Source organism: Cupriavidus necator N-1 (assembly GCF_000219215.1).
Taxonomy (GTDB): Bacteria; Pseudomonadota; Gammaproteobacteria; order Burkholderiales; family Burkholderiaceae; genus Cupriavidus; species Cupriavidus necator.
The window spans coordinates 72,099-94,389 of the sequence record NC_015724.1; the positions used below are offsets into that span (position 1 = coordinate 72,099).

At 64.5% G+C, this 22,291-nt stretch carries 21 protein-coding genes and 1 pseudogene; 18 read left to right on the forward strand and 4 right to left on the reverse strand.

The genetic code is table 11. The features are described 5' to 3' along the window. Window positions 1-78: 78 nt before the first annotated feature. From CNE_RS37040 to CNE_RS37050, 3 genes are all read left to right on the forward strand, one after another. Window positions 79-1,878: an amidohydrolase family protein gene (locus CNE_RS37040; RefSeq protein WP_013954169.1), complete on the forward strand. Its 1,800-nt coding sequence runs from the start codon at window positions 79-81 to the stop codon at window positions 1,876-1,878. 132 nt (window positions 1,879-2,010) lie between these two features. Continuing rightward, window positions 2,011-2,532: a hypothetical protein gene (locus tag CNE_RS37045; RefSeq protein ID WP_013954170.1), complete on the forward strand. Its 522-nt coding sequence runs from the start codon at window positions 2,011-2,013 to the stop codon at window positions 2,530-2,532. A 110-nt stretch (window positions 2,533-2,642) separates the two neighbouring features. Beyond that, the gene (locus tag CNE_RS37050) at window positions 2,643-3,560 is read left to right on the forward strand and encodes a porin (protein ID WP_013954171.1); all 918 of its coding nucleotides are present in this window, start codon (window positions 2,643-2,645) and stop codon (window positions 3,558-3,560) included. Window positions 3,561-3,592: 32 nt separating this feature from the next. On the opposite strand, the gene CNE_RS37055 is transcribed toward CNE_RS37050, so the two are convergent. Then, the gene (locus CNE_RS37055) at window positions 3,593-4,324 is read right to left on the reverse strand and encodes a GntR family transcriptional regulator (protein WP_013954172.1); all 732 of its coding nucleotides are present in this window, start codon (window positions 4,322-4,324) and stop codon (window positions 3,593-3,595) included. A 296-nt stretch (window positions 4,325-4,620) separates the two neighbouring features. Here CNE_RS37055 and CNE_RS37060 point away from each other — a divergent pair, with 296 nt between their 5' ends. The 6 genes and pseudogenes from CNE_RS37060 (at window position 4,621) to CNE_RS37080 (ending at window position 10,986) form a co-directional block, all read left to right on the forward strand. Beyond that, window positions 4,621-4,923: a putative quinol monooxygenase gene (locus tag CNE_RS37060; protein WP_013954173.1), complete on the forward strand. Its 303-nt coding sequence runs from the start codon at window positions 4,621-4,623 to the stop codon at window positions 4,921-4,923. A 204-nt stretch (window positions 4,924-5,127) separates the two neighbouring features. Then, window positions 5,128-7,548: a SagB family peptide dehydrogenase gene (locus CNE_RS38870; protein ID WP_049800766.1), complete on the forward strand. Its 2,421-nt coding sequence runs from the start codon at window positions 5,128-5,130 to the stop codon at window positions 7,546-7,548. Window positions 7,549-7,852: 304 nt separating this feature from the next. Then, window positions 7,853-8,304 (forward strand): annotated as a pseudogene (locus tag CNE_RS43375) (transposase); the annotation flags it as partial. 156 nt (window positions 8,305-8,460) lie between these two features. After that, a complete protein-coding gene (locus CNE_RS37070; RefSeq protein ID WP_013954177.1) occupies window positions 8,461-9,447 on the forward strand; it encodes a tripartite tricarboxylate transporter substrate binding protein in 987 nt (328 codons plus the stop codon). A gap of 283 nt (window positions 9,448-9,730) precedes the next feature. Continuing rightward, window positions 9,731-10,144: an OsmC family protein gene (locus CNE_RS37075; RefSeq protein WP_013954178.1), complete on the forward strand. Its 414-nt coding sequence runs from the start codon at window positions 9,731-9,733 to the stop codon at window positions 10,142-10,144. Then, window positions 10,144-10,986: an MlaA family lipoprotein gene (locus CNE_RS37080; RefSeq protein WP_013954179.1), complete on the forward strand. Its 843-nt coding sequence runs from the start codon at window positions 10,144-10,146 to the stop codon at window positions 10,984-10,986. The genes CNE_RS37075 and CNE_RS37080 overlap by 1 nt, the downstream gene beginning before the upstream one ends. Before the next feature lie 54 nt (window positions 10,987-11,040). Here the strand turns inward: CNE_RS37080 and CNE_RS40450 are convergent, their stop codons facing one another. Next, window positions 11,041-11,679, reverse strand: coding sequence for a hypothetical protein (locus tag CNE_RS40450; RefSeq protein WP_238553258.1), 639 nt, complete (start codon window positions 11,677-11,679; stop codon window positions 11,041-11,043). Between the two features lie 607 nt (window positions 11,680-12,286). On the opposite strand from CNE_RS40450, the gene CNE_RS40455 reads away from it, so the two are divergent. Both CNE_RS40455 and CNE_RS37090 read left to right on the forward strand, forming a co-directional pair. Next, window positions 12,287-12,649, forward strand: coding sequence for a hypothetical protein (locus CNE_RS40455; protein WP_013954181.1), 363 nt, complete (start codon window positions 12,287-12,289; stop codon window positions 12,647-12,649). A gap of 352 nt (window positions 12,650-13,001) precedes the next feature. Beyond that, complete coding sequence (locus tag CNE_RS37090; RefSeq protein ID WP_013954182.1) at window positions 13,002-13,565, forward strand: NADPH-dependent FMN reductase; 564 nt, start codon at window positions 13,002-13,004, stop codon at window positions 13,563-13,565. A 6-nt stretch (window positions 13,566-13,571) separates the two neighbouring features. Here the strand turns inward: CNE_RS37090 and CNE_RS37095 are convergent, their stop codons facing one another. Beyond that, window positions 13,572-14,057 (reverse strand): MarR family winged helix-turn-helix transcriptional regulator, encoded by a 486-nt coding sequence (locus CNE_RS37095; RefSeq protein ID WP_041229377.1) that lies wholly within the window; start codon window positions 14,055-14,057, stop codon window positions 13,572-13,574. A 125-nt stretch (window positions 14,058-14,182) separates the two neighbouring features. On the opposite strand from CNE_RS37095, the gene CNE_RS37100 reads away from it, so the two are divergent. The 7 genes from CNE_RS37100 (at window position 14,183) to CNE_RS37130 (ending at window position 21,617) form a co-directional block, all read left to right on the forward strand. Then, window positions 14,183-15,259 carry a cupin domain-containing protein gene (locus CNE_RS37100; protein WP_049800767.1) on the forward strand — a complete coding sequence of 359 codons (1,077 nt, stop codon included), beginning with the start codon at window positions 14,183-14,185 and terminating at the stop codon, window positions 15,257-15,259. Window positions 15,260-15,293: 34 nt separating this feature from the next. Then, the gene (locus CNE_RS37105; protein ID WP_013954185.1) at window positions 15,294-16,160 is read left to right on the forward strand and encodes a fumarylacetoacetate hydrolase family protein; all 867 of its coding nucleotides are present in this window, start codon (window positions 15,294-15,296) and stop codon (window positions 16,158-16,160) included. A 22-nt stretch (window positions 16,161-16,182) separates the two neighbouring features. Beyond that, complete coding sequence (locus tag CNE_RS37110; protein ID WP_013954186.1) at window positions 16,183-17,394, forward strand: FAD-dependent monooxygenase; 1,212 nt, start codon at window positions 16,183-16,185, stop codon at window positions 17,392-17,394. A 4-nt stretch (window positions 17,395-17,398) separates the two neighbouring features. Then, window positions 17,399-18,739 (forward strand): MFS transporter, encoded by a 1,341-nt coding sequence (locus tag CNE_RS37115; RefSeq protein WP_013954187.1) that lies wholly within the window; start codon window positions 17,399-17,401, stop codon window positions 18,737-18,739. Window positions 18,740-18,866: 127 nt separating this feature from the next. Next, entirely contained in the window at window positions 18,867-19,862 is a 996-nt protein-coding gene (locus tag CNE_RS37120) for a 3-keto-5-aminohexanoate cleavage protein (RefSeq protein WP_013954188.1), read from the forward strand. Continuing rightward, window positions 19,859-20,584 (forward strand): DUF6081 family protein, encoded by a 726-nt coding sequence (locus CNE_RS37125; RefSeq protein ID WP_013954189.1) that lies wholly within the window; start codon window positions 19,859-19,861, stop codon window positions 20,582-20,584. Before CNE_RS37120 ends, CNE_RS37125 begins: the two co-directional genes overlap by 4 nt. A 40-nt stretch (window positions 20,585-20,624) precedes the next feature. Next, the gene (locus CNE_RS37130; protein ID WP_013954190.1) at window positions 20,625-21,617 is read left to right on the forward strand and encodes an ABC transporter substrate-binding protein; all 993 of its coding nucleotides are present in this window, start codon (window positions 20,625-20,627) and stop codon (window positions 21,615-21,617) included. A 17-nt stretch (window positions 21,618-21,634) separates the two neighbouring features. On the opposite strand, the gene CNE_RS37135 is transcribed toward CNE_RS37130, so the two are convergent. Continuing rightward, window positions 21,635-22,162 (reverse strand): MarR family winged helix-turn-helix transcriptional regulator, encoded by a 528-nt coding sequence (locus CNE_RS37135; protein WP_013954191.1) that lies wholly within the window; start codon window positions 22,160-22,162, stop codon window positions 21,635-21,637. Window positions 22,163-22,291: the final 129 nt, after the last annotated feature.

The window sequence follows — 22,291 nt, forward strand, 5'->3', positions numbered from 1 at the left end:
GTCAGTCGTGTGCAAGCATGGCGCCAGGTCCAGGCGCCAGCCACAGGGAAATATTTCCTTCATATCTGGAGTCGGAGCATGAACGAGCAAGGCGAATCCGGGCGAGTCGGTAAATGGCCGCCGGGGGATGCAGCAGGGCAGGAGAATCGAGCCGGCAACGCGGCCAGCGAGGCATCGGCTCGCAGCGCATACAGCCAGGCGTATCGAAGCCCCGAAGTCGGCGGGAACCGCGGTGCGCGCCTGCTGCTGAAAGGCGGCACGGTTCTCACGCTTGACGAGAAGGTAGGAGACTTCGAGCAGGCGGATGTCCTGGTCGAGGGCAAGAAGATCGTGGCCATTGCCCCGCATCTGGAAGCGGCCGGCGCGCAGGTCATCGATTGCAGCGGAACGATCGTGATGCCCGGATTCATCAGCACGCACCAGCATCAGTACCAGACGCTGATGCGCAGTGCGTTGTCCGATGGCATCCATATCCGCGCCATACCGGCCAATAGCCAGCAGCCGGTCGCCAAATGGCCGGGCGAATTCTATACGACCACCATCCAGGAGGTCTGGACGCCGGGATTCATGCCGAATCCGCCCGTTCCGGGCCAGCCGCCCATCTGGGATCTCGGGCGACCGCCCATGGACCCCGAGGACTGCTACATCGCCGAGTTGGTGTCGTCCCTCAGCCAGATCACCCAGGGCGTCACCACGATCACGGATACCTCGCAGTCATCGCACACGCCGGACCATACCGACGCGATGATCCAGGCGCTCTTCGATTCGGGCCAACGCGCGGTCTACGCTTACGGATGGGGTAATGACCGCTCGGCGCAGTTCCCGGAGCAGTCCTACGAATACCCCGGCCGCAGCGGCGATACGTCATTCGGGTTGGGTCGGCTGGCCAAGACGTACTTCAGCTCGAAGGACCAGCTGGTGACGCTGGGCGCGATGCTGGACTGGCACCCGGTGGTCGATCCGCGCACGCGCGAGAAGCAGAACTACACGGGGTGGCAACTCGCGCGGGAGTTCGGCGCGTGGATCAACAACCACGCGGCGCACGGCGCGGTCGTCGAAGGCATTGCGGAGGATCCGCGCAACGGCACTGACTGGTCCGATGTCACGCTGGTCCACTGCACGCTGTGGCAGGACGAGCCGGTCGCCCAGATCGGCGTGGATAACGTCAGGTCGCGCGCCTGGCAATTGGTTGCCGACCGGGGTGCACATGTTTCGATCTCGCCGCTGGTGGAAATGCAGATGCGCCACGGCATGCCGCCGTTTCAGCTGGCCCTGAACTACGGCATCCTGCCCAGCCTGAGCCCGGACACGGAAACCAACATGACGACCAACCCGTTCTCGATGATGCGTTCCGCATTCACGCTGCAACGGGCGCTGGCGAACGAGCTGGTGTTCCCGTTGAGCGACCCGCAAGGGCTGAAGGTGCCGCAGCTGGTGACCAGCCGGCAAGTGATCGAGATGATGACCATTGCCGGCGCTGCGGGCTCAGGACTGCTTCACAAGGTCGGCACGCTGACGCCGGGCAAGGAGGCCGATATCGTCGTGCTCGACGCCAATACGCTCAACACCGCGCCCATGAACAACGTTCCCGGCACCGTGGTCACGCTGATGGAGTCGCGCAACGTGCGCGATGTGGTCATTGCCGGAAAGATCGTGTACCGCGATGGAAAGCTGGTTGGCTGGGACGTGCAGAAGCTGCTCAGGGACGTGACTCGGGCGAGGGATCGCGTTCTGGCGCGCATCAACGGCCCGGCGCTGGCAGGTGCCTTGCCGGCGGGCCTGAACAGCCATGCCGAACCGTATCGGCCCAATTTCCTGGGATCGACCTCCTATATCGGGCAGAACGCCACCGCGCCGGCTTATGTGCTCAGGCCGTAGGTTGGGCGCCTGACGGCATCCGCGGCGCAGGCAGGGCCTGCGCCGTCAGCCTCTGTCTGCGGGAATTCCTGTTCCCCATTTGCCCCGTGGATTCATCCCGGGGATTCCTCACCTGCCCTCAGGGAATCGCTGATGAAAAAGGAAGAAGACGGACTGAGTGCGCTCGGCCGTTTGCTGGCAAGCGCCGGTGCCGCGCTTGCATTGGCCGGTTGCGCCGCTGCGCCGACCATGGTTGAACTGCAGGAGGTGCGCGGCATTTCCGCGCAGACGCTGCAGGCCAGGCTGGGAGAGCCAACCGACAAGGTTCGGCTGCATGACGGGCGCAGCCGCTGGCTGTACTCAGGCCAGCCGCTCGGACTCTTCGTCTATGCCGCGGATTTCGACACGGATGGCGCCCTGGTCGACTATCGCCAGATGTTGACGATGGAGGAGCTGCAGCAGGCCAGGCCAGGCGCGTGGGCCAAGCAGGATGTGGTGGCGCGATTCGGCAAGCCCCGCTTGCCGATCCAGTACTACGCGTTGCAGAAGCGTGAAGTCTGGTCCTACCGCTTCCAGTATGTGACGCAGGTCGCGATATTTCATTTCCAGTTCGATGCCGGCGGTGTTCTGCGCGCCACGCAAATGTCCATCAATTGCTTTGAAGACATGATGTGAGGGACCACCCGGCGGTGTAGCGAGGAGGCTTTGCCGCCCAATAGATTTATAAATATTTTTATTAAATATGCCTGATGTACCAAAGGCAACAGATGGGGGAGCGTGGTCCGATGAAATGGTTTGTCTCTTTCCTGCTTTTCGTCCTCTGCAGTACCGCGTGGGGACAGTCGCTGACGTTGTATGGCGTGATCGATATTGCGATCGCAAGGAACCCGGGCAAGGGCGCCTGGGCAATGCAGAACGGATCGGGCAACCGCTTTGGCCTGCGGGGCACTGAGGACCTGGGCGGCGGCATGCAGGCCTTCTTCAATGTGGAGAACCGCTTTGCCGGGGACACGGGTGCCATGCGGGATCCGACCCGGCTGTTCAACGACCGCTCGATGGTGGGCATCCTCGGCCGGTTCGGGCGGTTCTGGGTCGGGCGGGAATACACGCCCGCGAGCTGGAACGTGCAGATTCCCGCGGACCCGCTCTACAACAGCACGCTGATGTCGATGTTCCTGATCAGCACGGGCGGGATCGGCAGGGTGTACAACGACAAATCCGTCAATTATGAGTTTGATGTGGACGGCTTGACGTTCTCTGGCCAGGTTGCGGAGGACGAGGGCAACAAGGTGCCGCATCGGCCGGTCTCCTTCTCCGTTTCCTACCGGGCCGGTTCCGTCCTCGCGGCCTATGGATACGACCGGCCTGGCGGCGACAGGGCCATCTGGCACATGGTCACCGGCGTCTATGAAACGCAGGCATTTACGCTGCGCGCCTCGATGGGCGGCGGCATGACGGATACGGGGAACCGGCGCGTGTCCTTGATCTTGGGCGCCACGATTCCGATCCGGAACAGCCAGCTCCACATTTCCCACGGCAAGCTCAGGGACACCACTTCCGATCGGACGCTGATGGAAAAGACCGGTATCGCCTACTACTACTCGCTGTCGAAACGGACCTCGCTGTATGCCGATATCGTGCACGACAGCAATGCCAGGCCGAAACACTTCGGCGGCGAGATCGGCATCAAGCACAGATTCTGAGAGCGGGCGCGCCGGCCGCGCATGCGCGGCCGCTATGACATGTCGATCGAGATATCGAAGGAGAACTTGCCCGCGGGACAATAGATCCGCCCGACATCGACCACGCGTTCCGTATGATCGAAGACCGTCGCTACCAGATTCAGGATTGCACTTTTCGGCGGCACCCGGAGGTGGCTCGCAATATCGGCGGAGGCTTCCATTGCGCTGGCGCTGTAGTCGATGCGCATGACATTGACATTGAATTTGTCCCGCAGGATCCGCGGAATCGGCATCTTCTGCATATCGGCCTCGGTGATGTTCTCACCGAACTCGGGAAGCATGTAATTGACCGCGTAGTTGATCGGGCCGTTCTTGTCATGGCGCAGGCGGCGCATATAGGTCAGGTGCGTCGCGTCGCGGAAGGTTGCCTTCAGGTCCTCGGGGGTGACGACCAGAAGCTTCTCCAGCAGGTCGAGTTCCGCAGCCGAGTCGTGGTTGAACACTGTCGCCAGGGTTCCCAGGACCTTCATCTCCTTCCTTGGCTGTGCTTCGAGTGGATTGATGACAGTGCCCCGGCGGCGAGTCCGCGTGATCAAGCCCTCGCTCTCCAGTACCGTCAATGCCTGCCGGACGGTGATCAGGCTGACGCCATGCTCCTCTGCAAGCTGGCTCTCGGGCGGGAGGCGGAGTTCGCTGGTGCGCAGCCGGTTGTAGATCTCCGCGCGGATCGACTCGCAAGCCTGGTACCAGAGCGGCAGCTTACGGCTGAAATGAGTGGTTTCCATGGGTCAGATTCCTGCCGGCGGCGAACGGCCGTTGAATTGAACATAATGAAAATATTATACAACATAACGATCATGGGGGTGGCGCAGGGGACTGGATCGCCTCTCCTTGTCGGTTCGTGCACTGCAAATGATGCCAATTGTGATGAAGTCCGCTTGCTGTGTTGGTTAATATAAGTATAATGATAATAGCATTAGGATCGAGACGCCATGTGCGGTCCGGGATGCTGCCATGACCCACAACAAACGCCGTTCGAGCCGAAGCGCGGTTCAGCGGCGGTGACTAAGGAGCGAGATTCATGAGTAAAGGAAACGTCGTATTGGTGGTCAATTGCCGCATCAAGCCGGGCAAGGTGGAGGAGCTGATGGCTGCACTGAACGCGAATGCCGAAGCGGCAAGAACGACCGAGCCGGGTTGCCTGCAGTTCGACGTGCTGGTCGACCCGGAAGACCCCACCCGAATCATGTACTACGAGGTCTATCGGGACCAAGCCGCCATCGAGGCGCATGCGCAGACAGCGCATCACAAGACTTGGTACACCGTGGGGCCGCCGATGCTCGACGTGCGGGAGCGTTCGGATTTCATCCGCGTAGCGCCGTAATATAAAGTCCCGCTGTCGCAAGATACGTCCGGACGGCCGCTCGGGCTCCGGGCGTGCTTGCCCTGTCAGTTGTCGGCGGAGGTATTTCGGATGAGACCAATGGCCAGTTCAGGGACACAGGGCGCTAGCGCCGGCAGACGGAGCGTATCGAAGGACCAGGACATCCGCGCGTGGTATCCCGCCGCGTGCCAGCGGGCGCAGCAAATGCTGCAGGCGCAGAACTGGGACCATGCCCGGCAATTGTTCGAGGCCATCGACGCCCGGCTGCCGCCGGCGCGCGCTTTCGAGCGCGCTGTCGTCCTCGAGCGGATCGGACAGTGCCTGCTCGCGGCGTCACGCTTCGACGCGGCGATGCCGAAGCTGCATGCCGCGCTCACGCTGGCGCAACGGCTCGCACCCGCGCGGGCCGTTGGCCGGCTTGTTTACTTGCTGCATGCCGCGCTCGGGGACGGGTTCCGCGCCTTGGGCGACGTTGAGCAGGCACGGCAGTCCTATGAAGCCGCGCTGGCCGCCGCGAGGAACGCGGGCGATGCGGGATTTGTGGCCCAGGCCTGGCATCGGCTCGGCAAGTTCGACGCATCCCTGCAGCGTGACGCCGAGGCGAGCCTGTCGTATGCGCAGGCGGCAAGCGCGTTCCGTGCGCTCGGCGATCTCGCGCGGGCCGCGCAGGTCCTTGGTGAGAAAGGCGCATGCCTCGCGCGCGCCGCCAGGCCAGCCGAGGCGATCACATGCTATCGAGAGGCACTCGACCTCGACGCGCGGGCCGTCCCGTCGCGGCGCCAGCTGCAGCACACATGTGCGCTGGCGCGGCTTCTGGTCGGGTCGGCGCCGGCCGCGGATATCCGCGGCCTGGTGCAGCATGCCCTGGACGCTACCAGTGTTCTTGATCCGGATGCGCCCGAGATCTGGCATGCCTTTGGTGTCCTGGCAGACATGGCCGGCATACAGGCCGACGCCGCGAGCGACGCTGCGACGGCATCCGCGCTGCGGGCGGAGTATCTGCTCTTCCAAGGACTGCACCTGCGCGTTCCACAACTGTTCGCCACGCTGGCCTCGCTGGGCGAGGGTAAGTCCTTCGGCGCCGCCGTTGTGCTCGGCCGGCTCGGGCACTCCCTGTGGCTGGCGCATCGGCTCGAGCAGTCGGTCCGTTTCCTTGAGCAGGCCCTAGCGACGCTTGCACAGGCGCCGGAGGGCGCCAGCCGCATGGGGCTGGCGGCCATGTTGCAACGCGACCTGGGCGACGCGCTGCTGGCGCTCGATCGGCCGGCGGCAGCCTGCCACGCTTACGAGGCCGGCCTGGCCGCATGCAAGGCGACGCAGGACGTCGCCGGCCAGTCGGCGTTGCGTGACCGGCTCGCCGACGCGGCACGGGGCGCCGGCGCGCCTGCAGCGACAGCAGAGGCCGCCGTGCCGGCGCCTGGTCCAATGCCTGAATCTGCCGGCTTCAGGCTGACCATGATCGATGAGACGGCGGTCTCCTATGTCTTCGATTCCGGCCTGCTGATAGACGGGGTGCCCGAAAGCCGGCAGGCCACCTGGACGCCAGCCGGCGGAGCAAGCGATGGCGCCCTATGCCCGACGCTGGTTCCCTTTGCACGCAGCTGGGCCGACGGAGACAGCACCACGCGCTTCGCCCTGCGTTGCGAGGAGCCGGCATTTGAGCCACAGCCCGGCTGCGTGTTGATGCGCGCCACATGGCGCGAAGTCGCCGTGGCTGGTGCGGTCGCGGTGCTGGCTGGCCTGTTGCGCGCCATGGACGGCGAGCATACTGTCGCACAACTGCTGAACCGGCTCCCCCCTCCCGACCGCTGCGTTGGGGATGCCCTGCTGCGCGCGCTGGCCGACGCCGGCGTGATCGACCTCTCGGGCAGGGCCGCAGGCCGGCTGCTGCATACCCTCACGAAAAAAGGTGTGCTTCCCGGCGGCGGCCTGGACCGCGACGCCGTCCTGCATCTGGCAACTGACGGTGGACATCGCGCCTATCCTGGCGCGCCAAGAACGACGCTCGGGCGATCCATCCCCGCAGAGCTCGAGGCCTTCCACGCCATCACGCGGGCCCGGCGTTCGCAGCGCGCCTATACCGGCCTGCCCGTTGCCCGCCAGCCGTTCGACGCGCTGCTCCAAATCGCTTGCGGCGCGACAGGCATCCTGACCGGAGCCTCGCGCGACGCCACGTTACGCGCCTATCCGTCAAGCGGAGGGCTCTACGCGGTCGAAATCTATCCGGTCATACTCAATGTGGAAGGGCTTCCCGCAGCCATCTATCACCTCTGCCCGGATGAGGGGGAACTGGAATGCGTGCGGCCACTGCTCCGCGAGCGCCTGATCGAAGCCATGTTGCCGGCGGAACGGGAAATGATCTCGGGCTGTGCCGCGCTGATCTGCCTGACCGGGTACTTTCCCCGGCATGAATGCAAGTATGGCGAAGGGGGCTATCGCATGCTGGTCGCAGAGTCCGGCCATCTCTCGCAGAATCTGATCCTCGCCGCCACCGCGCTGGGCCTGAGCGCGCGCCCGTTCGGGGGAGTCTTCGACCGGCTTGTCAACGAGGTTCTTGGGCTCGAACCGTCCAAAGAGCAATTCCTGCTGGCGGTGGCATTGGGCCGCGTCACGCCGACGCCATAGTCCTTACTGCGCTACAACCAAATGCATCGTCGGCCATGGAGAAAACGCATTTCGACGAATTTGTCTCCCACTCTCTTGGAGAACTGTGGCGCTGCGCGTGCAGGATCAAGGCATGTCAGCCGTGCTGCGAGCGCCTCGGAGGCGAGATAAGAATTGATACCCTGCTGACTTCATTGTGAAGCAAAGCAAATTGGACCCATGATCGACCTTGATCAAATCGACCTGAAGATCCTTGGCGTGAAGTGTAGTAAAACTGGGTCTTCCGCAATTTGTGTGACGGCCGCGTCGTGGGCTTGATTTCGGTGCGAACGCCGGCTGCCCCCGTCGTACGTTTGCCGAGAACATCCACGCCTTGGCCGGTCGGCACCAACGTCGTACGCAATCGCAGGCTCGGGCGTTGCACGCGCTGGGCCACGCCCCTCGGTGGTGAGGCGGCGGCCCTTGGGCTTGCGCACCAGTGCCGACACCGCGCTGCGGGAGTTGCGAAGAGCTCCTGGGCGCAAGCGCAAACCACGACCGCGGGTCGTCGGCATCGATGACTGGGCGATCGCGCGCGGTCACCAGTACGGAACGATCATCGTTGACTTGGAGTGACGTGAGCCGATCGCAGTGTTTGCCGGCAGGGAAGCAACTGCGGTGACCGCGTGGATGCGTGCGCGCCCATCGATCGAGATCGTCGCTAGGGATCGGGCCGGGGCCTACTCCGAGGCGGTCGACATTGCGCTGCCGGCAGCCAAGAGAGTCTCCGATCGCTGGCTGTGACCGCCGGTCAGTCATCACAAAACGCGACGGCATGCTCACCATTGATTGCTTTACGGCTCTCCTCGTCTCTTTCATGCTCATGCGGTTGCCGCCCGGTGCCTATGCAGCGAATGCAACAGGTAGCGGCATGCCACTTTAAGGAGACAAGAATTGAAAGGCATTAAAGAGACGACATTCCGCCTTCTGTGTGCAGGAGGCCTCGCGCCCGCGCTACTGATAAGCAGCGCAGTGTGGGCAAGCGGGTATCCGGTGAAGCCGGTTACACTAATCGTTCCACAAGCGCCAGGTGGCGCCAACGATGCTGTGGCGAGAATTGTGGCGCAACGACTCGGTGCGGTTCTGGGCCAACCCATTGTCGTCGACAACCGCCCGGGCGCCGGTGGGAACATAGGCATCCAGGTTGCCGCGAAGGCACCGCACGACGGCTATACGCTACTGCTGACAGTCGGCAGTTCGTTCACCATCAACCCGTCGCTATACCGGAAGATTCCGTTTGATCCTGTCAAGGACTTCGAGCCGATTACGCTTATGGCGACGGCACCCTACCTGCTGGTCACGAACCCGGCGATTCAGGCCAGGTCGGTCCAGGATCTGATTGGTCTGGCCAGATCCAAACCAGGAAAACTGGACTATGCCTCCGCGGGCAATGGCACGCTGAATCATTTGCTCGGGGAAATGCTGAAGGCAAAGGCTGGCATCGATATTACTCACGTTCCGTACAAGAGCGCTGCTGCAGCGGCCACTGACGTGGTTGCCGGCCAAGTTCCCATAACGTTCGGTAGCTTGCCGGGTGTGATGCCGTTCGTGAAAACAGGGCAACTCCGTGTACTTGGTGTGGCAACAGAGAAGCGGTCCAGACTGATTCCCGAGGTTCCAACGATTGGGGAGGCGATTCCTGGGTACAGCGCCATCTCCTGGTATGGGTTGCTTGCGCCAGCCGGTACGCCAAAGGAGATTCTTGCCCAGCTTCATGCGGACGCCACCAAGGTTCTGAACAGTAAGGATGTGCAGGACAAGTTGGCCGCCCAAGGAGCGGAGGCAGCGTCCAATACGCCAGAGCAGTTCCGCGCTTTAATTAAGGAAGATCTGGTGAAATGGGCGAAAGTCGTCAAGGACTCGGGAGCACAGGTGGATTGAGCTGGGGAGGGGCCTGCATTTGCCTCCGTGCTCTCCGTTTGCGCCCGTTGATCGGGCGTCTTTTTTTACCGTTACCGGTTGGCGCTGGGCTGGCTTGATCTTCATGCCCGGTGCGTTGATTGTTTCGCCTGCTCGAACAGCCTTTTCGCCAGTGGTTGGCTGTCTGGGAGGGCCGTGCGCTGCTAGGCTTGTGACTCTGTCCCGGCAAACGCCCGCCAGCATGCCTGTCTTTCCGCGGGCGGATGTCGGGCGAGCCCGCTGACTAAGACCTGAAGAATCCAGTATGACTGCCAGAGTCACTATCAACGCCAACACCACGTCCACGCCCTACACAGTCACAATTTCAGACGGCCAGGGCCATCAGTGGCTGGCTGACGAGCCAGCCGAAGTCGGCGGCGCGGATGCCGGTCCTTCGCCAGGCCACCTGACGCTCTCCAGCCTGGGTGCCTGCACGCTCATTACCCTGCAGATGTTTGCGGCCCGCAAGGAGTGGCCGCTCATGGGTGTCGCCGTGGAGCTCGAGCTCAATCCGGATGGCAAGCCCGCCGCGGGAGGGACTGTCATCCGACGGAACATCTCCCTGACCGGGGCGCTGAACGCGGAGCAGCAAGAGCGGCTGCTCCAGGTTGCCGATGCGTGTCCGATGCACAAGCTGCTGACCGGCGAGGTCCGGATCGATACACTTCTGGTTCCGTAGTGCAGACAACCCGACTGCTGACGGCCGCCGCAGCCGCTGCCCTGCTTGCCGGCTGTGCCACCGGCCCCACCGCCAATCCGAGGGATCCGCTTGAGCCGTTCAACCGCGAAGTCTCGCGCATTAACGAGGACTTCGACAAGGGCGTGCTGCGCCCGGTTGCCCAGCTCTATGCCGACTACATCCCGACGCCCGCACAGCGCGCGGTGGAGAATTTCTTCTCCAATGTCAGCGATGTCTATTCCGCGGGGAACAACCTGCTGCAGGGCAAGCCCAGCCGGGCCGCCGAAGACACCATGCGCGTGGCGGTCAACAGCGTGCTCGGCCTCGGCGGCCTGATCGACATCGCCACGCCTGCCGGCCTGCCCAAGTACAAGGAAGACTTCGGCCAAACGCTGGGCCTGTGGGGGGTGCCTGCCGGTCCGTACCTGGTGCTTCCGCTGTTCGGGCCGAGTACCGTGCGCGACACCGGCGGCATGCTGGTCGATCGCCAGTTCGATCCGTCGGCCTATATCTATCCGGTCTCGCTGCGCAATTCGCTGGTGGGTGTTCGCATCGTCGCCGGCCGCGCCCAGTTGCTCGGCGCGACCAGCCTGATCGAACAGGCGGCGCTGGACAAGTACGCCTTCATGCGCGATGCCTACCTGCAGCGGCGCGAGTACCAGATCTACGACGGCAACCCGCCGAGCAGGCAGGACGAAGCGGAAGCGGAAGCCGCCCCGGCTGCAGCGCCGGCCGAAAGCGGCAAGCCTGCGGAGGAAACGCCAGCCGAAGTCAAACAGGGGAGTCCCAGCCTGCCCGTACCGACCACGATCGTGCCTCCGGCCATCCGGTTTGGCCGCTGAAGCGCCAGCCTGATGCGATGCAGTTTGCAATGGCGGAGTTCGCTGGCTGCTGTGCTATTCAATTTCCACGACATCGACAACTTGATGCTGATTCCCATAGCGAACTTCCTGGCGCATGACGAATCGCCGGGCCGGACAATACCAGTCGATCATGTCGAGCACCGTCGGCTCCAGTTCGATATCCGTATCGACCAGCCGAAATCTGCCGGGATCGACGAACTTGGTATATCGGATCGGCCAGCAGAGCAGCGTGCCGGTGGCAATCTTCAGACGCTGGAGCGGACCCACCGTCCGCTCTGACAAGGTCAGGCGCACATTTGAACCAACGAAATCAGAGACCTTGGTGCCGGTGTGGCGATCCACAATGCGAAAGTCGTAGCGGGACAGAAACGTTTCCGCGGGAAGTACCTGGCCCTCGACCAGCGCCGGCGGGTACAGCAGCAGTCCGTTTGAGTTGGTACTCATTTCCCCAACCAGCTCAGTGTACTGGCCGTGGGCCTGAACGCGTGCATTCAGACTGCGCACGACCGGCTGTCCCGAGCGTTCGTCAATCACGAGGCGGTGACGCTGCACTGTCTCGACGGGTGGCCCCATCAAGCGCCGGAGGGCGGACTTGGAGTAGATATCCAGATCGAGCGAGCAAAGGTCGCGCTCAAGGTCGTTGACGTTGCGGAAGAAGGCAAGCGTTGTCATCGGCGTCAATCCGTCCGCTTCAAAGCGGATTCGGCCGCCGTCATGAATATAGGGCGCGTCGCATATCTGTCCGGCGTACGCTCGGTGTGACGCGGTCCCGAGTAGACCGCCTACGGCGAGCCAGGCTGCGGCAAGGGATTGCCAAAGTGGCTTGCACGGGCGTCTCGAGGGATGCAGCTGGTGTCGGAGCTCCGCTCGAACCAGGACTTCATCCGGGCGTGGATCGTCGAGTTCCAGTTCGCGACAAGCAAAGGGGCCGGATTTCCGCCCGGCAACAGCCGCTCGTTTCTTCATTACGTTTCTTGCAGCGTTTGAGTGAGAGTTCAAGTGTAGGCGGCGTGGAGTCATCGTCAATGGCTGTGCGTGTCACGTGCCCGGTCTGGAGTGCCAGCATTGTTGAGCCTCGATGCGAAGAGCCTTGTTCGTTTTTGTGAAACATGGAGTTCTTGGTATCCGGGCTACTTCATTGGGAACGTTTCCTCTACACTCGGCGCGAGCACCAACGTCATCCAGTGGGTGGCAGGCATAAAGGCTCGCGCAGATCTCATGCCGGCTGCCGGCATCTGCAAATTCCTGTGACGCGATGCGTCTCGATTTCACGAGGACCATGATGTTGAAAAAAGTACTGAAGACAGTCCTGGTAGCTACGGTTGCCACTGCCGGTGCAGTTTCGCCAGCCTTCGCCCAGTCGAACAAGTCGGACAGCAACAGCGTTCATACCAATGGCGGTCGCTCAGGCGCAGCAGATCCCTACACCGACGGTGCCAAGGTCGGCAAGGCGGATCCATACACCGACGGCACAAAGTCAGGCAAGTTCGATCCCTATACAGATGGCGCCAGGAAATCGACAAAAAGCAACCTGAAGCCGAGTGAAAGCGCAGCCAAGGTTGGCGATCCGCGTAGTCCGTATACCGACGGCGCCAAGAGTGGAAAGGCGGATCCGTTCACGGATGGAGCGAAGAAGCGGTGAGGGTTGACCACGAAAGTTGCGCGGGGCTTCCGCAGGCATTCTGACAAGGCGGCGTCTGCGGTCTGTCGGATAGAGAGCCCGGTACTCGTCGAGTCCCGGGCCTTTTGCCGTTCAGGGGTGGTGTGACCCGTAGTCAACCAGCGTCGGTTCTCGTTGATGTCTGAAGCGGCCGGCCGTAATAAGTGGGGCTTCAGCTGCGCCGCAAGACGGACCCAACCGGGCAAGGAGACAACGGCCCATGACTGCGACCCGCATTGAGCTGCTCACCGCGCATCCGCGACGCCAACGCTCTGTCATGCTGGATATTGAACGAAGCCGTACCCCTTCATCTCCATGAAACGAGGCGTAAAAAATGATCAAGATCCTGGGAATTTCCGGTAGCCTGCGTGCGCAGTCATACAACACCGCACTGCTGCGGGCTGCGCGGGCGGAGGCTGACGCGCATGTCCGCCTTGATATCGGCACCCTGCATGGCATTCCGCTTTACGACGCAGACCTGGAGGCGCGTGAAGGCTTGCCCGCCGCCGTGGTGGCGTTGCGCGAACAGGTCATGGCGAGCGATGGTCTGATACTCGCCACGCCTGAATACAACAACGGCATCCCCGGTGTCTTCAAGAACGCCATCGACTGGCTCTCGCGGCCGGCCAGCGATATTCCTGCGGTCTTCGGCAATCGCCCGGTAGCAGTTCTCGGGGCGTCTGCCGGGGGCTTCGGAACCGTGCTGGCACAGAACGACTGGCTGCCGGTGCTCAAGACACTGGGCACGCGGCACTATAGCGGCAGCCGGCTGCTGGTTGCGCGCGCGGGCCAGGTGTTCGACGCGCAGGGCGAACTCACCGATGTCGGCATGCGTGCGCGGCTAAAGGAGTTCCTTGCCGGCTTCGTTGCGTTCGTGGAAGGTGCGCGCGCAGTCTGAGCGTACTCAGGCAACGCGCGCGGGCGGCGGTGACACCGGCACCCGGCTGGTCTCGTTATTGGCCGCCACCACGCGTTGCAGCATGGCAACGAACAGTGCACGCTCCGCCTGGTCCAAACCGGCCAGCGTGCGGGCCTGGGCGCGCTCCGTGCCCGGGTAGATGCCCTGCAGCAGCGCCGCACCCGTTGCCGTCAGCGAGAGCAGCTTGGTACGCCGATCGGCGATGCCCGGTGAGCGCGAGATCAGTCCCTTTCCCTCAAGCCTTTCCACCACACCGGCAATTGTGGTGCGGTCAAAGCCGATGGCATTGGCCAGCCTGAGCTGGTCGATGCCCGGATAGGCGCGCACTGCCGCCAGCGCCGCGTATTGCACGGGCGTCGTATCGAAGCCATCGGTCTCTTCGTGGAAGACCGAGGTGGCAATCTGGTGCAGCCGCCGGATGAGATGGCCCGGCTTGTTGTAGATCAGTTCGTCGAGATTGAATTCGTCCATCTTGCTTTTTCGCGGATTGGTCCGACCGTTGGGATCGACCCTACCCTGACGTTTACCCCAGTGGATATGTGAAGCACGCTGATTATCATACACACATTGATTCGATATAGAACGATTCGATGCAAATGATAAATCAGACTATCCCCTCAAACACGGAGGACCGGCACGCCGGCGAGACTGCCTCGTTGCCCGAGGAATTCCGTGCAGCGCTGCGCGATCACGCACTTGCGCCGCTGTGGGACTTCCTCAAGGCCGCGCTGCCGCACGGCCGCCCCGCGGGCGTCACGCGTCCGCACCGCTGGCGCTATGCCGATGTGCGCCCGCTGCTGCTTGAAGCCGGGCGCCTGGTGCCGGTGGCGCAGGCGGAGCGCCGCGTGATCGTGCTGAGCGATCCTGGCCGCGGCCCCAACGCGATGTCGGCGACGGGCACGCTCTACGCAGGCATCCAGCTGCTGCTGCCCGGCGAGACCGCCCCCACGCACCGCCATTCGCCGAGCGCGGCGCGCATCGTCATCGAAGGCCGCGGCGGCTTCACCGTCGTCAACGGGCAGCGATGCGAGATGGAGCGGGGCGACATCATCCTCACGCCGGGCGGGCAGTGGCACGATCACGGCCACGACGGCGAGGGTCCGGTCACCTGGCTCGATGTGCTGGACCTGCCAGTGTTCACTGCTGCGGAATCCGCCTATGCCGAAGGTGGCCATGACGGCTGCAATGCCGAAGAGCCGCTGATGACGCTGACGTCCGAACTGCTGCGCCAGGGCTTGCGGCCACCGCGGGCCTGGCGCTGCGAGAATCCCTACCCGATGCTGCGCTATCCGTGGCAGACCGCCAGGGCTGCACTGGAGCGGCTGGCTGCGGCGACGGGCCAGGCCTGCGCGGAGCTGGCCTATGTCAATCCGGAGAACGGGCAGGACTGCCTGCCCGTTCTCGGCTTCACGGCGATGATGATCGGCCCGGACCAGCACTGGCAGGCGGTGCCCACGTCAGCCAGCACGGTGTTCCACGTTGTCGAGGGCAGCGGCGAGAGCCGGGTCGATGACCACGTGTTCGACTGGAGCGCGGGCGATACCTTCAGCGCCACTACGTTTGCCAGCGTCTCGCACCGCGCCACACCCGGGCAGCCGGCCTTCCTGATTCGCGTTGACGACGCGCCCCTGCAGAAGAAGCTGGGCTTCTTCCAGGAGCGCCAGCTCGCCTGAGCAGCACCGATCAATCCTTCAACCTGCCTGCACCATGCGATTTTGCCGATTCCAGGATGACCGGGGCGAGCGCCTCGGCATCGTTGAGGACCACTTCGTGGCGGATATCTCGCCCGTCGTGGAGATGCTGCCCTCACACCGCTGGCCCTTTCCGCCGGGGGACCCGCTCGTTGCGCACCTGCAGCTCATTCGCGAGCACGCGCCGCGCCTGCTGGACGCGGCGCCGCGCCGCGCCTTGTCCGCCGTGCGCCTGCTCAGCCCGGTGGCCAATCCGTCCAAGCTGGCCGCAGCGCCGGTCAACTATCTCAGCCACCTGGCCGAGGCACAGGCGGATCCCGCAACCTTCCATGCACACCAGTTGCAGCGCATCCAGGAGGTGGGCCTGTTCCTCAAGGCATCGAGTTCGCTCGCCGGGCCCGGCGAGGGCGTGGCGCTGCGCCACACCGACCGCCGCAACGACCACGAACTGGAGTTGGCGGTGGTCATCGGCCGCACCGCGGACCGTGTTTCGGTGGAGCGTGCAATGGACTACGTAGCCGGCTATGCCATCGGGCTGGACATGACAGTGCGCGGCCCGCAGGAGCGCTCGTTGCGCAAATCGATCGACAGTTATTCGGTGCTTGGCCCGTGGCTGGTCACCGCCGACGAGATCGCAGACCCGGCGAACCTGGAGCTGGAGTTGCGCGTCAACGGCGAGTTGCGCCAGCGGGCCAACACACGTGATCTGGTGGTCGGTATTCCGCAGCTGATTGCCTGGGCATCGTCCTACTACACCCTGCATCCCGGCGACGTCATCTACACCGGCACCCCGGACGGCGTGGGGCCGGTAGTGCCTGGGGACCTGATCGAGGCCAGCATCGAAGGCATCGGCGCCATGCGTGTCCCGGTACGCGCCGCCTGAGTTCACCGCACACGGATATCTTATGAACGACAGCAACAAGATCCAGACCTTGATCGTGGGGGGCGGCATCGGTGGCCTTGCCACGGCGCTCGCCCTGGCCCAGTCCGGCCGCACGGCGCACGTGCTCGAGCGCGCGGCGCAGTTCAGTGAGGTTGGCGCCGGCCTGCAGCTGGCGCCCAACGCGTCGCGCATGCTCGACCGCCTGGGTGTGCTCGATGCCGTCTGGCAAAGCGCGGTGTTCCCGCGCCAGCTGGTGTGGATGGATGCGATGAGCGGCCGCCGGCTGACCGCGCTGGACCTAGGTGCCAGCTTCCGGCACGCCTACGGCTATCCCTACCTGGTGATGCACCGCAGCGACCTGCTCGCCGCGCTGCTGGCCGCGTGCCAGCGCGACGCCCGCATCACGCTGGAAACCAGCCGCGACGTGGTGGCGGTGCAGGATATGGGCGACGGCGCCGAGGTCCGCTGCGCCGACGGCTCGGTCTATCGCTGCCAGGCGCTGATCGGTGCGGACGGGCTGCACTCCACCGTGCGCCGCATGATTGCGGACGACGGCGCACCGGTGTGCTCGGAATACGTGGCCTACCGTGGCACCCTGCCGATCGAGAATATGCCCGAGCATGCCGGGCTGGACAACGTGGTGATGTGGACCGGCCATGCTATGCACCTGGTCCAGTATCCGGTGCGCCGCGGCGAGCTCTATAACCAGGTGGCAGTGTTCCGCAGCGACCGCTTCGATCCGTCCACGGACGACTGGGGCACGGTGGACGAGTTGGAGGCGCGCTTCGCCAATGCCTGCGCACCCGTGCGTGACGCGATCAGCCTGATCCACACCAACCGGCGCTGGCCCATGTACGACCGCGATCCCATCGCCGACTGGACGCGAAACCGCATTGCCCTGCTGGGCGATGCCGCTCACCCGATGCTGCAATATCTCGCACAGGGTGCGGCCCAGGCTATCGAAGATGCGGGCACGCTGGCCGATGCGCTGACCCGTCACGCCAGCGACGTGCCGGGCGGACTGCTGGCCTACCAGGAGGCCAGGCGGCTGCGTACCGCGCGCGTGCAACTCACGGCGCGCTGGTTCGGCGATTTCATCCACCTCGGCCATATGGGCGCCGAGGTGCGCAATGCGCTGCTGTCGGCGCGGGAAGACGACAGCTTCGCCCCGGTGGACTGGCTGTATGCGCCCCGCGCGATCGCCACCGACGCCGCCATGACGGGGAGGGTCTGAGCCCATGAGCGCGATGAACGATACGCTTGCCGCACCGCAGCCCGCAGTCGGCGCGATGCTGCGCGGCAGGCCGATGTCACGCTATCAGCGGATAGTAATCGGCATCTGCATTGCCATCAACGTGCTGGACGGCTTCGACGCCCTCGCATCCGCCTTTACCGCGCCTGCGGTCGCGGCGCAGTGGCAGCTGCCGGCGGCCTTGCTGGGCATGCTGCTGAGCGCGAGCGTGGCGGGCATGGCGCTCGGCTCGGTCCTGATTGCGCCATTGGGCGACAAGCTGGGCCGCCGCCCCATCGTGCTTGGCTGCCTTGCCATGATCGGTACCGCCATGCTTGCCTCGGCATTTGCGGCCAACGTCTGGCAGCTTGCCGGCCTGCGCCTGGTGACGGGTCTGGGGGTGGGCGGCATCATCGCCGGCATCAATACACTGGTGGCGGAGTATGCATCGGACCGGCGCCGGGACCTGGCGCTGAGCATGACGACCGTTGGCTATGCCGTGGGCGCGATCTGCGGCGGCGCGGCTTCCGGGCTGCTGGTCGGCAGCTACGGCTGGCGCTCCGTGTTCCTGGTGGGCGGCCTGCTGTCGGTGCTGATGGTGCCGGTGGCGTTCGCCTGGCTGCCCGAATCGCTCGACTTCCTTGCCGGAAAGCAGCCGGGCAATGCACTGGCGCGGCTGAACCAGGTATTGCACAAGGCCGGCGTGGCGCCGCTGCAGACGCTGCCGCCGCAGGGCGAGCAGGCCCGGCAGGGCTCGGCGTGGCGCTCGCTGTTTCACCCGGACTTCCGGCGGCTGACATTGCTGGCCTGCGCCTGCTACCTGCTGGTCATGCTCACGAACTACTTCCTGCTGAGCTGGATGCCGAAGCTGCTGGTGGACATGGGCATGAGCATGGAGCAGGGCATTTCCGGGGCCGTGATCATGAACCTGTCGGGAGTTGCCGGCGGCATTGCCCTGGGTTGGTCGGCCGGGCGCTATGGGCTCAGGGCGATGTCAGTGATCTACCTCTGCCTGTGCTTCCTGTCGGTTGCCTGGTTTGGCTCGCTGTCGGCGGCACCCGGTCACGTGCTGGCCGTGAGCGCGGTGATCGGGTTCCTCATCACCGGCGCCGTGGCGAGCCTGAACGCGCTTTCGCCCCGGGTCTTCCCGCCGGCAGTGCGCGCCACGGGCACCGGGCTGGCGCTGGGCTTTGGCCGCCTGGGCGGCACGGCCGGCCCCTGGCTGGCGGGGGTGCTGATCCAGGCGGGCTGGTCGCGCACGCAGTTTTCGATCGTGCTGGCAACTCCGCTGCTGGCCGCGGCCGTGCTCTTCACGCTGGCCCTGGCGAAGGAGCGCAGTACGGCCTGAGCCGACCGACTCCCGGCAGCTGCTGTATCCAAATGAGTCGAAATCGAATTATCGGAATTAGAAGTTTTTTGGTTCTGTCGGCACGGGCCGGAGAACCAACCCATCAGCCAACAAAACGAGGTGAGCTATGCAGGAAGGAATTTCGTTGTGGGAAGCCGCGAAGCGCGAAATGGACGACTACCAGTTCGTTGCCGGGGCGGAGCTCCAGCCGAAGTGGGAGGTGCCGTCCGAGATCGCCATCAACGTCGCCGTGTCAGGCCGCTTCAGCGACAGCCAGGAAGAGGGCCATCCGACTTCCATCGAAGCCTATGTCGATGCGGCCTCCGAAGTCATCGAGGCCGGCGCTTGCGGCGTGCATATCGATTTCTCGATGGTCACCGACCGCCAGGGACGCCGCCTGGACCGCGACGTACCGCCGGTGGAAGCGTACGGCGCCGTGCTGCGCCCGCTGCGCGACCGCTTTGGCCATGAGTTCGTCGCCAACCTGAACGTGCTCAACGGCAGCACGTTCGATATCTGCATGAGCCCCGCCCGGGCCGGGCTGGCGGAAGTCGCCCCGTGCGCCGCGGGGCACCCGGATGCCTTCATGGTGCCGGCGGTGCGCACGCTCGAAGAGCACGGCGTCAAGCCGGAGATCGTGATCCACAGTTCCGGCGAGATCGAACTGGCCAAGCGCAAGCTGATCGATACCGGCATCCTGAAGGGCCCTTACAACTGGATCATCCTGTACGGGCTGCCGTTCAATGTCGGCCGTACGCTGATCTCGGGCACCTGGGCCAGCAATGCGCAGGACATGGCGCGCCACATGTTCATGATGGTCGACCAGATCCGCCAGATCGATCCCGCCTCGGTCATCACCGTCTGCGCCGCGGGACGCTCCACGCTCTACATGACCACGCTGGCCACCATGATGGGCCTGAACATCCGTGTCGGCACCGAAGACACGCCGTGGAAATACCCCAACAGCGATGTCCGCCTGCGCGACAACCTGGAGATGTTCCGCATGGCCCGCGACATTGCCGAGCTGCATGGCCGCCGCCCGGCCAGCGCGGACGCCTATCGCCGCATGATCGGCAAGCCCGCCCGTGCAGGCATGGCAACCGCCGCGCAGGTGCCGGCATGACGTCCCGCCCGCTGGATGGCTTCCGGAGCGGCGCGCCCGATCCGGCAGTGTGGCAGGTGCTGGAGATGCCCATGCCGGACGGCGGCATGTGGCGCTACGAGGAGCCCGGCGCGCGCGTGCAGGCCGAAGGCGGCGTTCTGGAAATGCAGGTGGACCGGTTCACGCGGCAGCACGCGCGCATACCGATGTTCGACAATCCCAAGCATTTCCTGGTCATGCGCGAGGCGCTGACGATCGCCGAAGGCGGTGTGCTCACCATCGGCTGCGAGATGGCGTGCGAGAACCACAACGGCAACCCGGATGACCTGTTCGATGGCTTTGCGGGCTTCAATGTGTGCGACCTGGCCAACGGCATGGTGTTCGACTTCATCATCTCCGGCACGCAGATCGGCGTGGTGCATGAGCGGCTGCCAATCCCGGGTGTGACGCCTGCCGGCGGCGACTGGCTGCACGTGGTGCAGTCGCCCCTGCTGGCACAGAACCACCCGGGCGAGTTCCACCGCTACGAGATCACCATCGACCGGTCGGCACGCACCTGCACGTGGCATGTAGATGACAGGCGCATGTATGCCGTGCGCAATATCGCGGTGGATATCGGCAGCGTGGTGGTGGCGCTTGGCCTGTTCACGCTGAAGCCGGCCGTGGCGGGCGTGGGCAGCGTGTCGAACCACGGGCAAGGCGCCAGCGGGCGCTGGCGCAACCTCTGGGTCCGCGCTGCGTGAGCAGCAGGCGGAACAGACTTACGCAAAGGCGAAATCTGATATGAGCAAGCTGAACCTGTCGCTGGCAATTGGCGACTACGACCGCACGCGCGCACTGCTGGACGGGCGCGTACCGATCGATGGTGTCGACCCGGTCTTCCTCGCGCTGGATCCGGAAGAGATCTTCTTTCGCGCGTTCCGGCATGCCGAGTTCGATATCTGCGAGCTGTCATTGAGCAGCTTCACCGTCAAGACGGCGCGCGAATCCTGTCCTTATGTCGGCGTGCCCGTGTTCCTGTCGCGCGCCTTCCGGCACACCGCCATCTACATCCGTACCGACCGCGGTATCCGCGAGCCGGCCGACCTGCGGGGCAAGCGCGTGGGCGTGCCGGAGTACCAGCTGACCGCCTGCGTCTGGGTGCGCGCGATGCTCGAAGAGGACTATGGCGTGCGGCCGTCGGAACTGCAGTGGATACGCGGCGGGCAGGAGCAGCCGGGCCGGGTCGAGAAGATCGAGCTTGCGCTGCCCGCCGATGTGCGGCTGGAGAGCGCGCCAGACGGCGCGACGCTCAACGCGATGCTGGCGGCGGGCGAGATTGATGCCCTGATCGCGCCGCGCCCGCCTTCGTGCTGGGTGCAGGGCCATCCCGGCGTGGGCAGGCTGTTCTCGGACCCGGTGCAGGCCGCCAGCGACTACTTCCGGCGCACCGGCATCTTTCCCATCATGCATCTGCTGGGCGTGCGGCGCGAACTGGTGCACGCACATCCCTGGCTGCCGGGCGCGCTGCTCAAGGCCTTCGAGCGCGCCAAGGCGGTGGCGATGTCGTCGCTGGCCGAGATCGCCGCATCGGCCATCACCCTGCCGCTCGCGCAGGAGACCATGCAGTCAATGCAGGGCCTGATGGGGCAGGACTACTGGAGCTATGGCGCGGCGCAGAACCTGCATACGCTCGATGCATTCCTGCAGTACCACCATGCGCAGGGGCTGTCGCCGCGCCGGGTGCGGGTCGAGGAACTGCTGCACCCTTCGACCCTGGAGGTGCATCGGGTATGACGCGCGCGCCGGGCGTTTCAGTCGTTCACTTCGCTGAGGCTTGGCGCTGCCGTGAGCAGGTTCTCCTGGATGCGCACCATGACCTTCAGGAAGCTCTTGAGCTCGCGTTCGGAGACACCGTCGACGGCGTGCTCCAGCAGCGCCGTGATCGCGGGCATCAGCCGCTCGACCAGGGCACGGCCCTGCTCGGTGATGAACACAAAGCTGCGCCGCCGGTCCTCGGTGTCGCGCACGCGCTTGACCAGGCCCTGCTTTTCCATGCTGTCGAGCGCGGGCACGGAGGTGGTCGCGGCCAGTCCGACGCGCCGGCTGAGTTCCAGCTGCGTCAGCCCGGTCTGCTCCGACAGCACGCGCAGGTAGTACCAATGCCCCACCGAAGCGCCTTCGTCGGTCATCAGGGCTTGCAGGTGGCTGGTGAACAGGCGGTGCAGGTCGCGCACATGCCAGGCGATACTGCGGCCGCCGACATCGAATACCGGAGGGTGGGCTCCGGCAGGCTCCGGCTTGCTGGCTTTCGTGGTGGGCTTGGTACGGCTGGTGGCCACGCTTACATTCTCCGCTTTGTCAGGCGAGGCGAGTTTACCACCGCCAGCCGGCAAGGTCTGGGAAGCAAATCATCCGTTGTCGAACCAAATCGATTCGACTCCGTATTGTCCGAAGCAAAACGTAAGAAG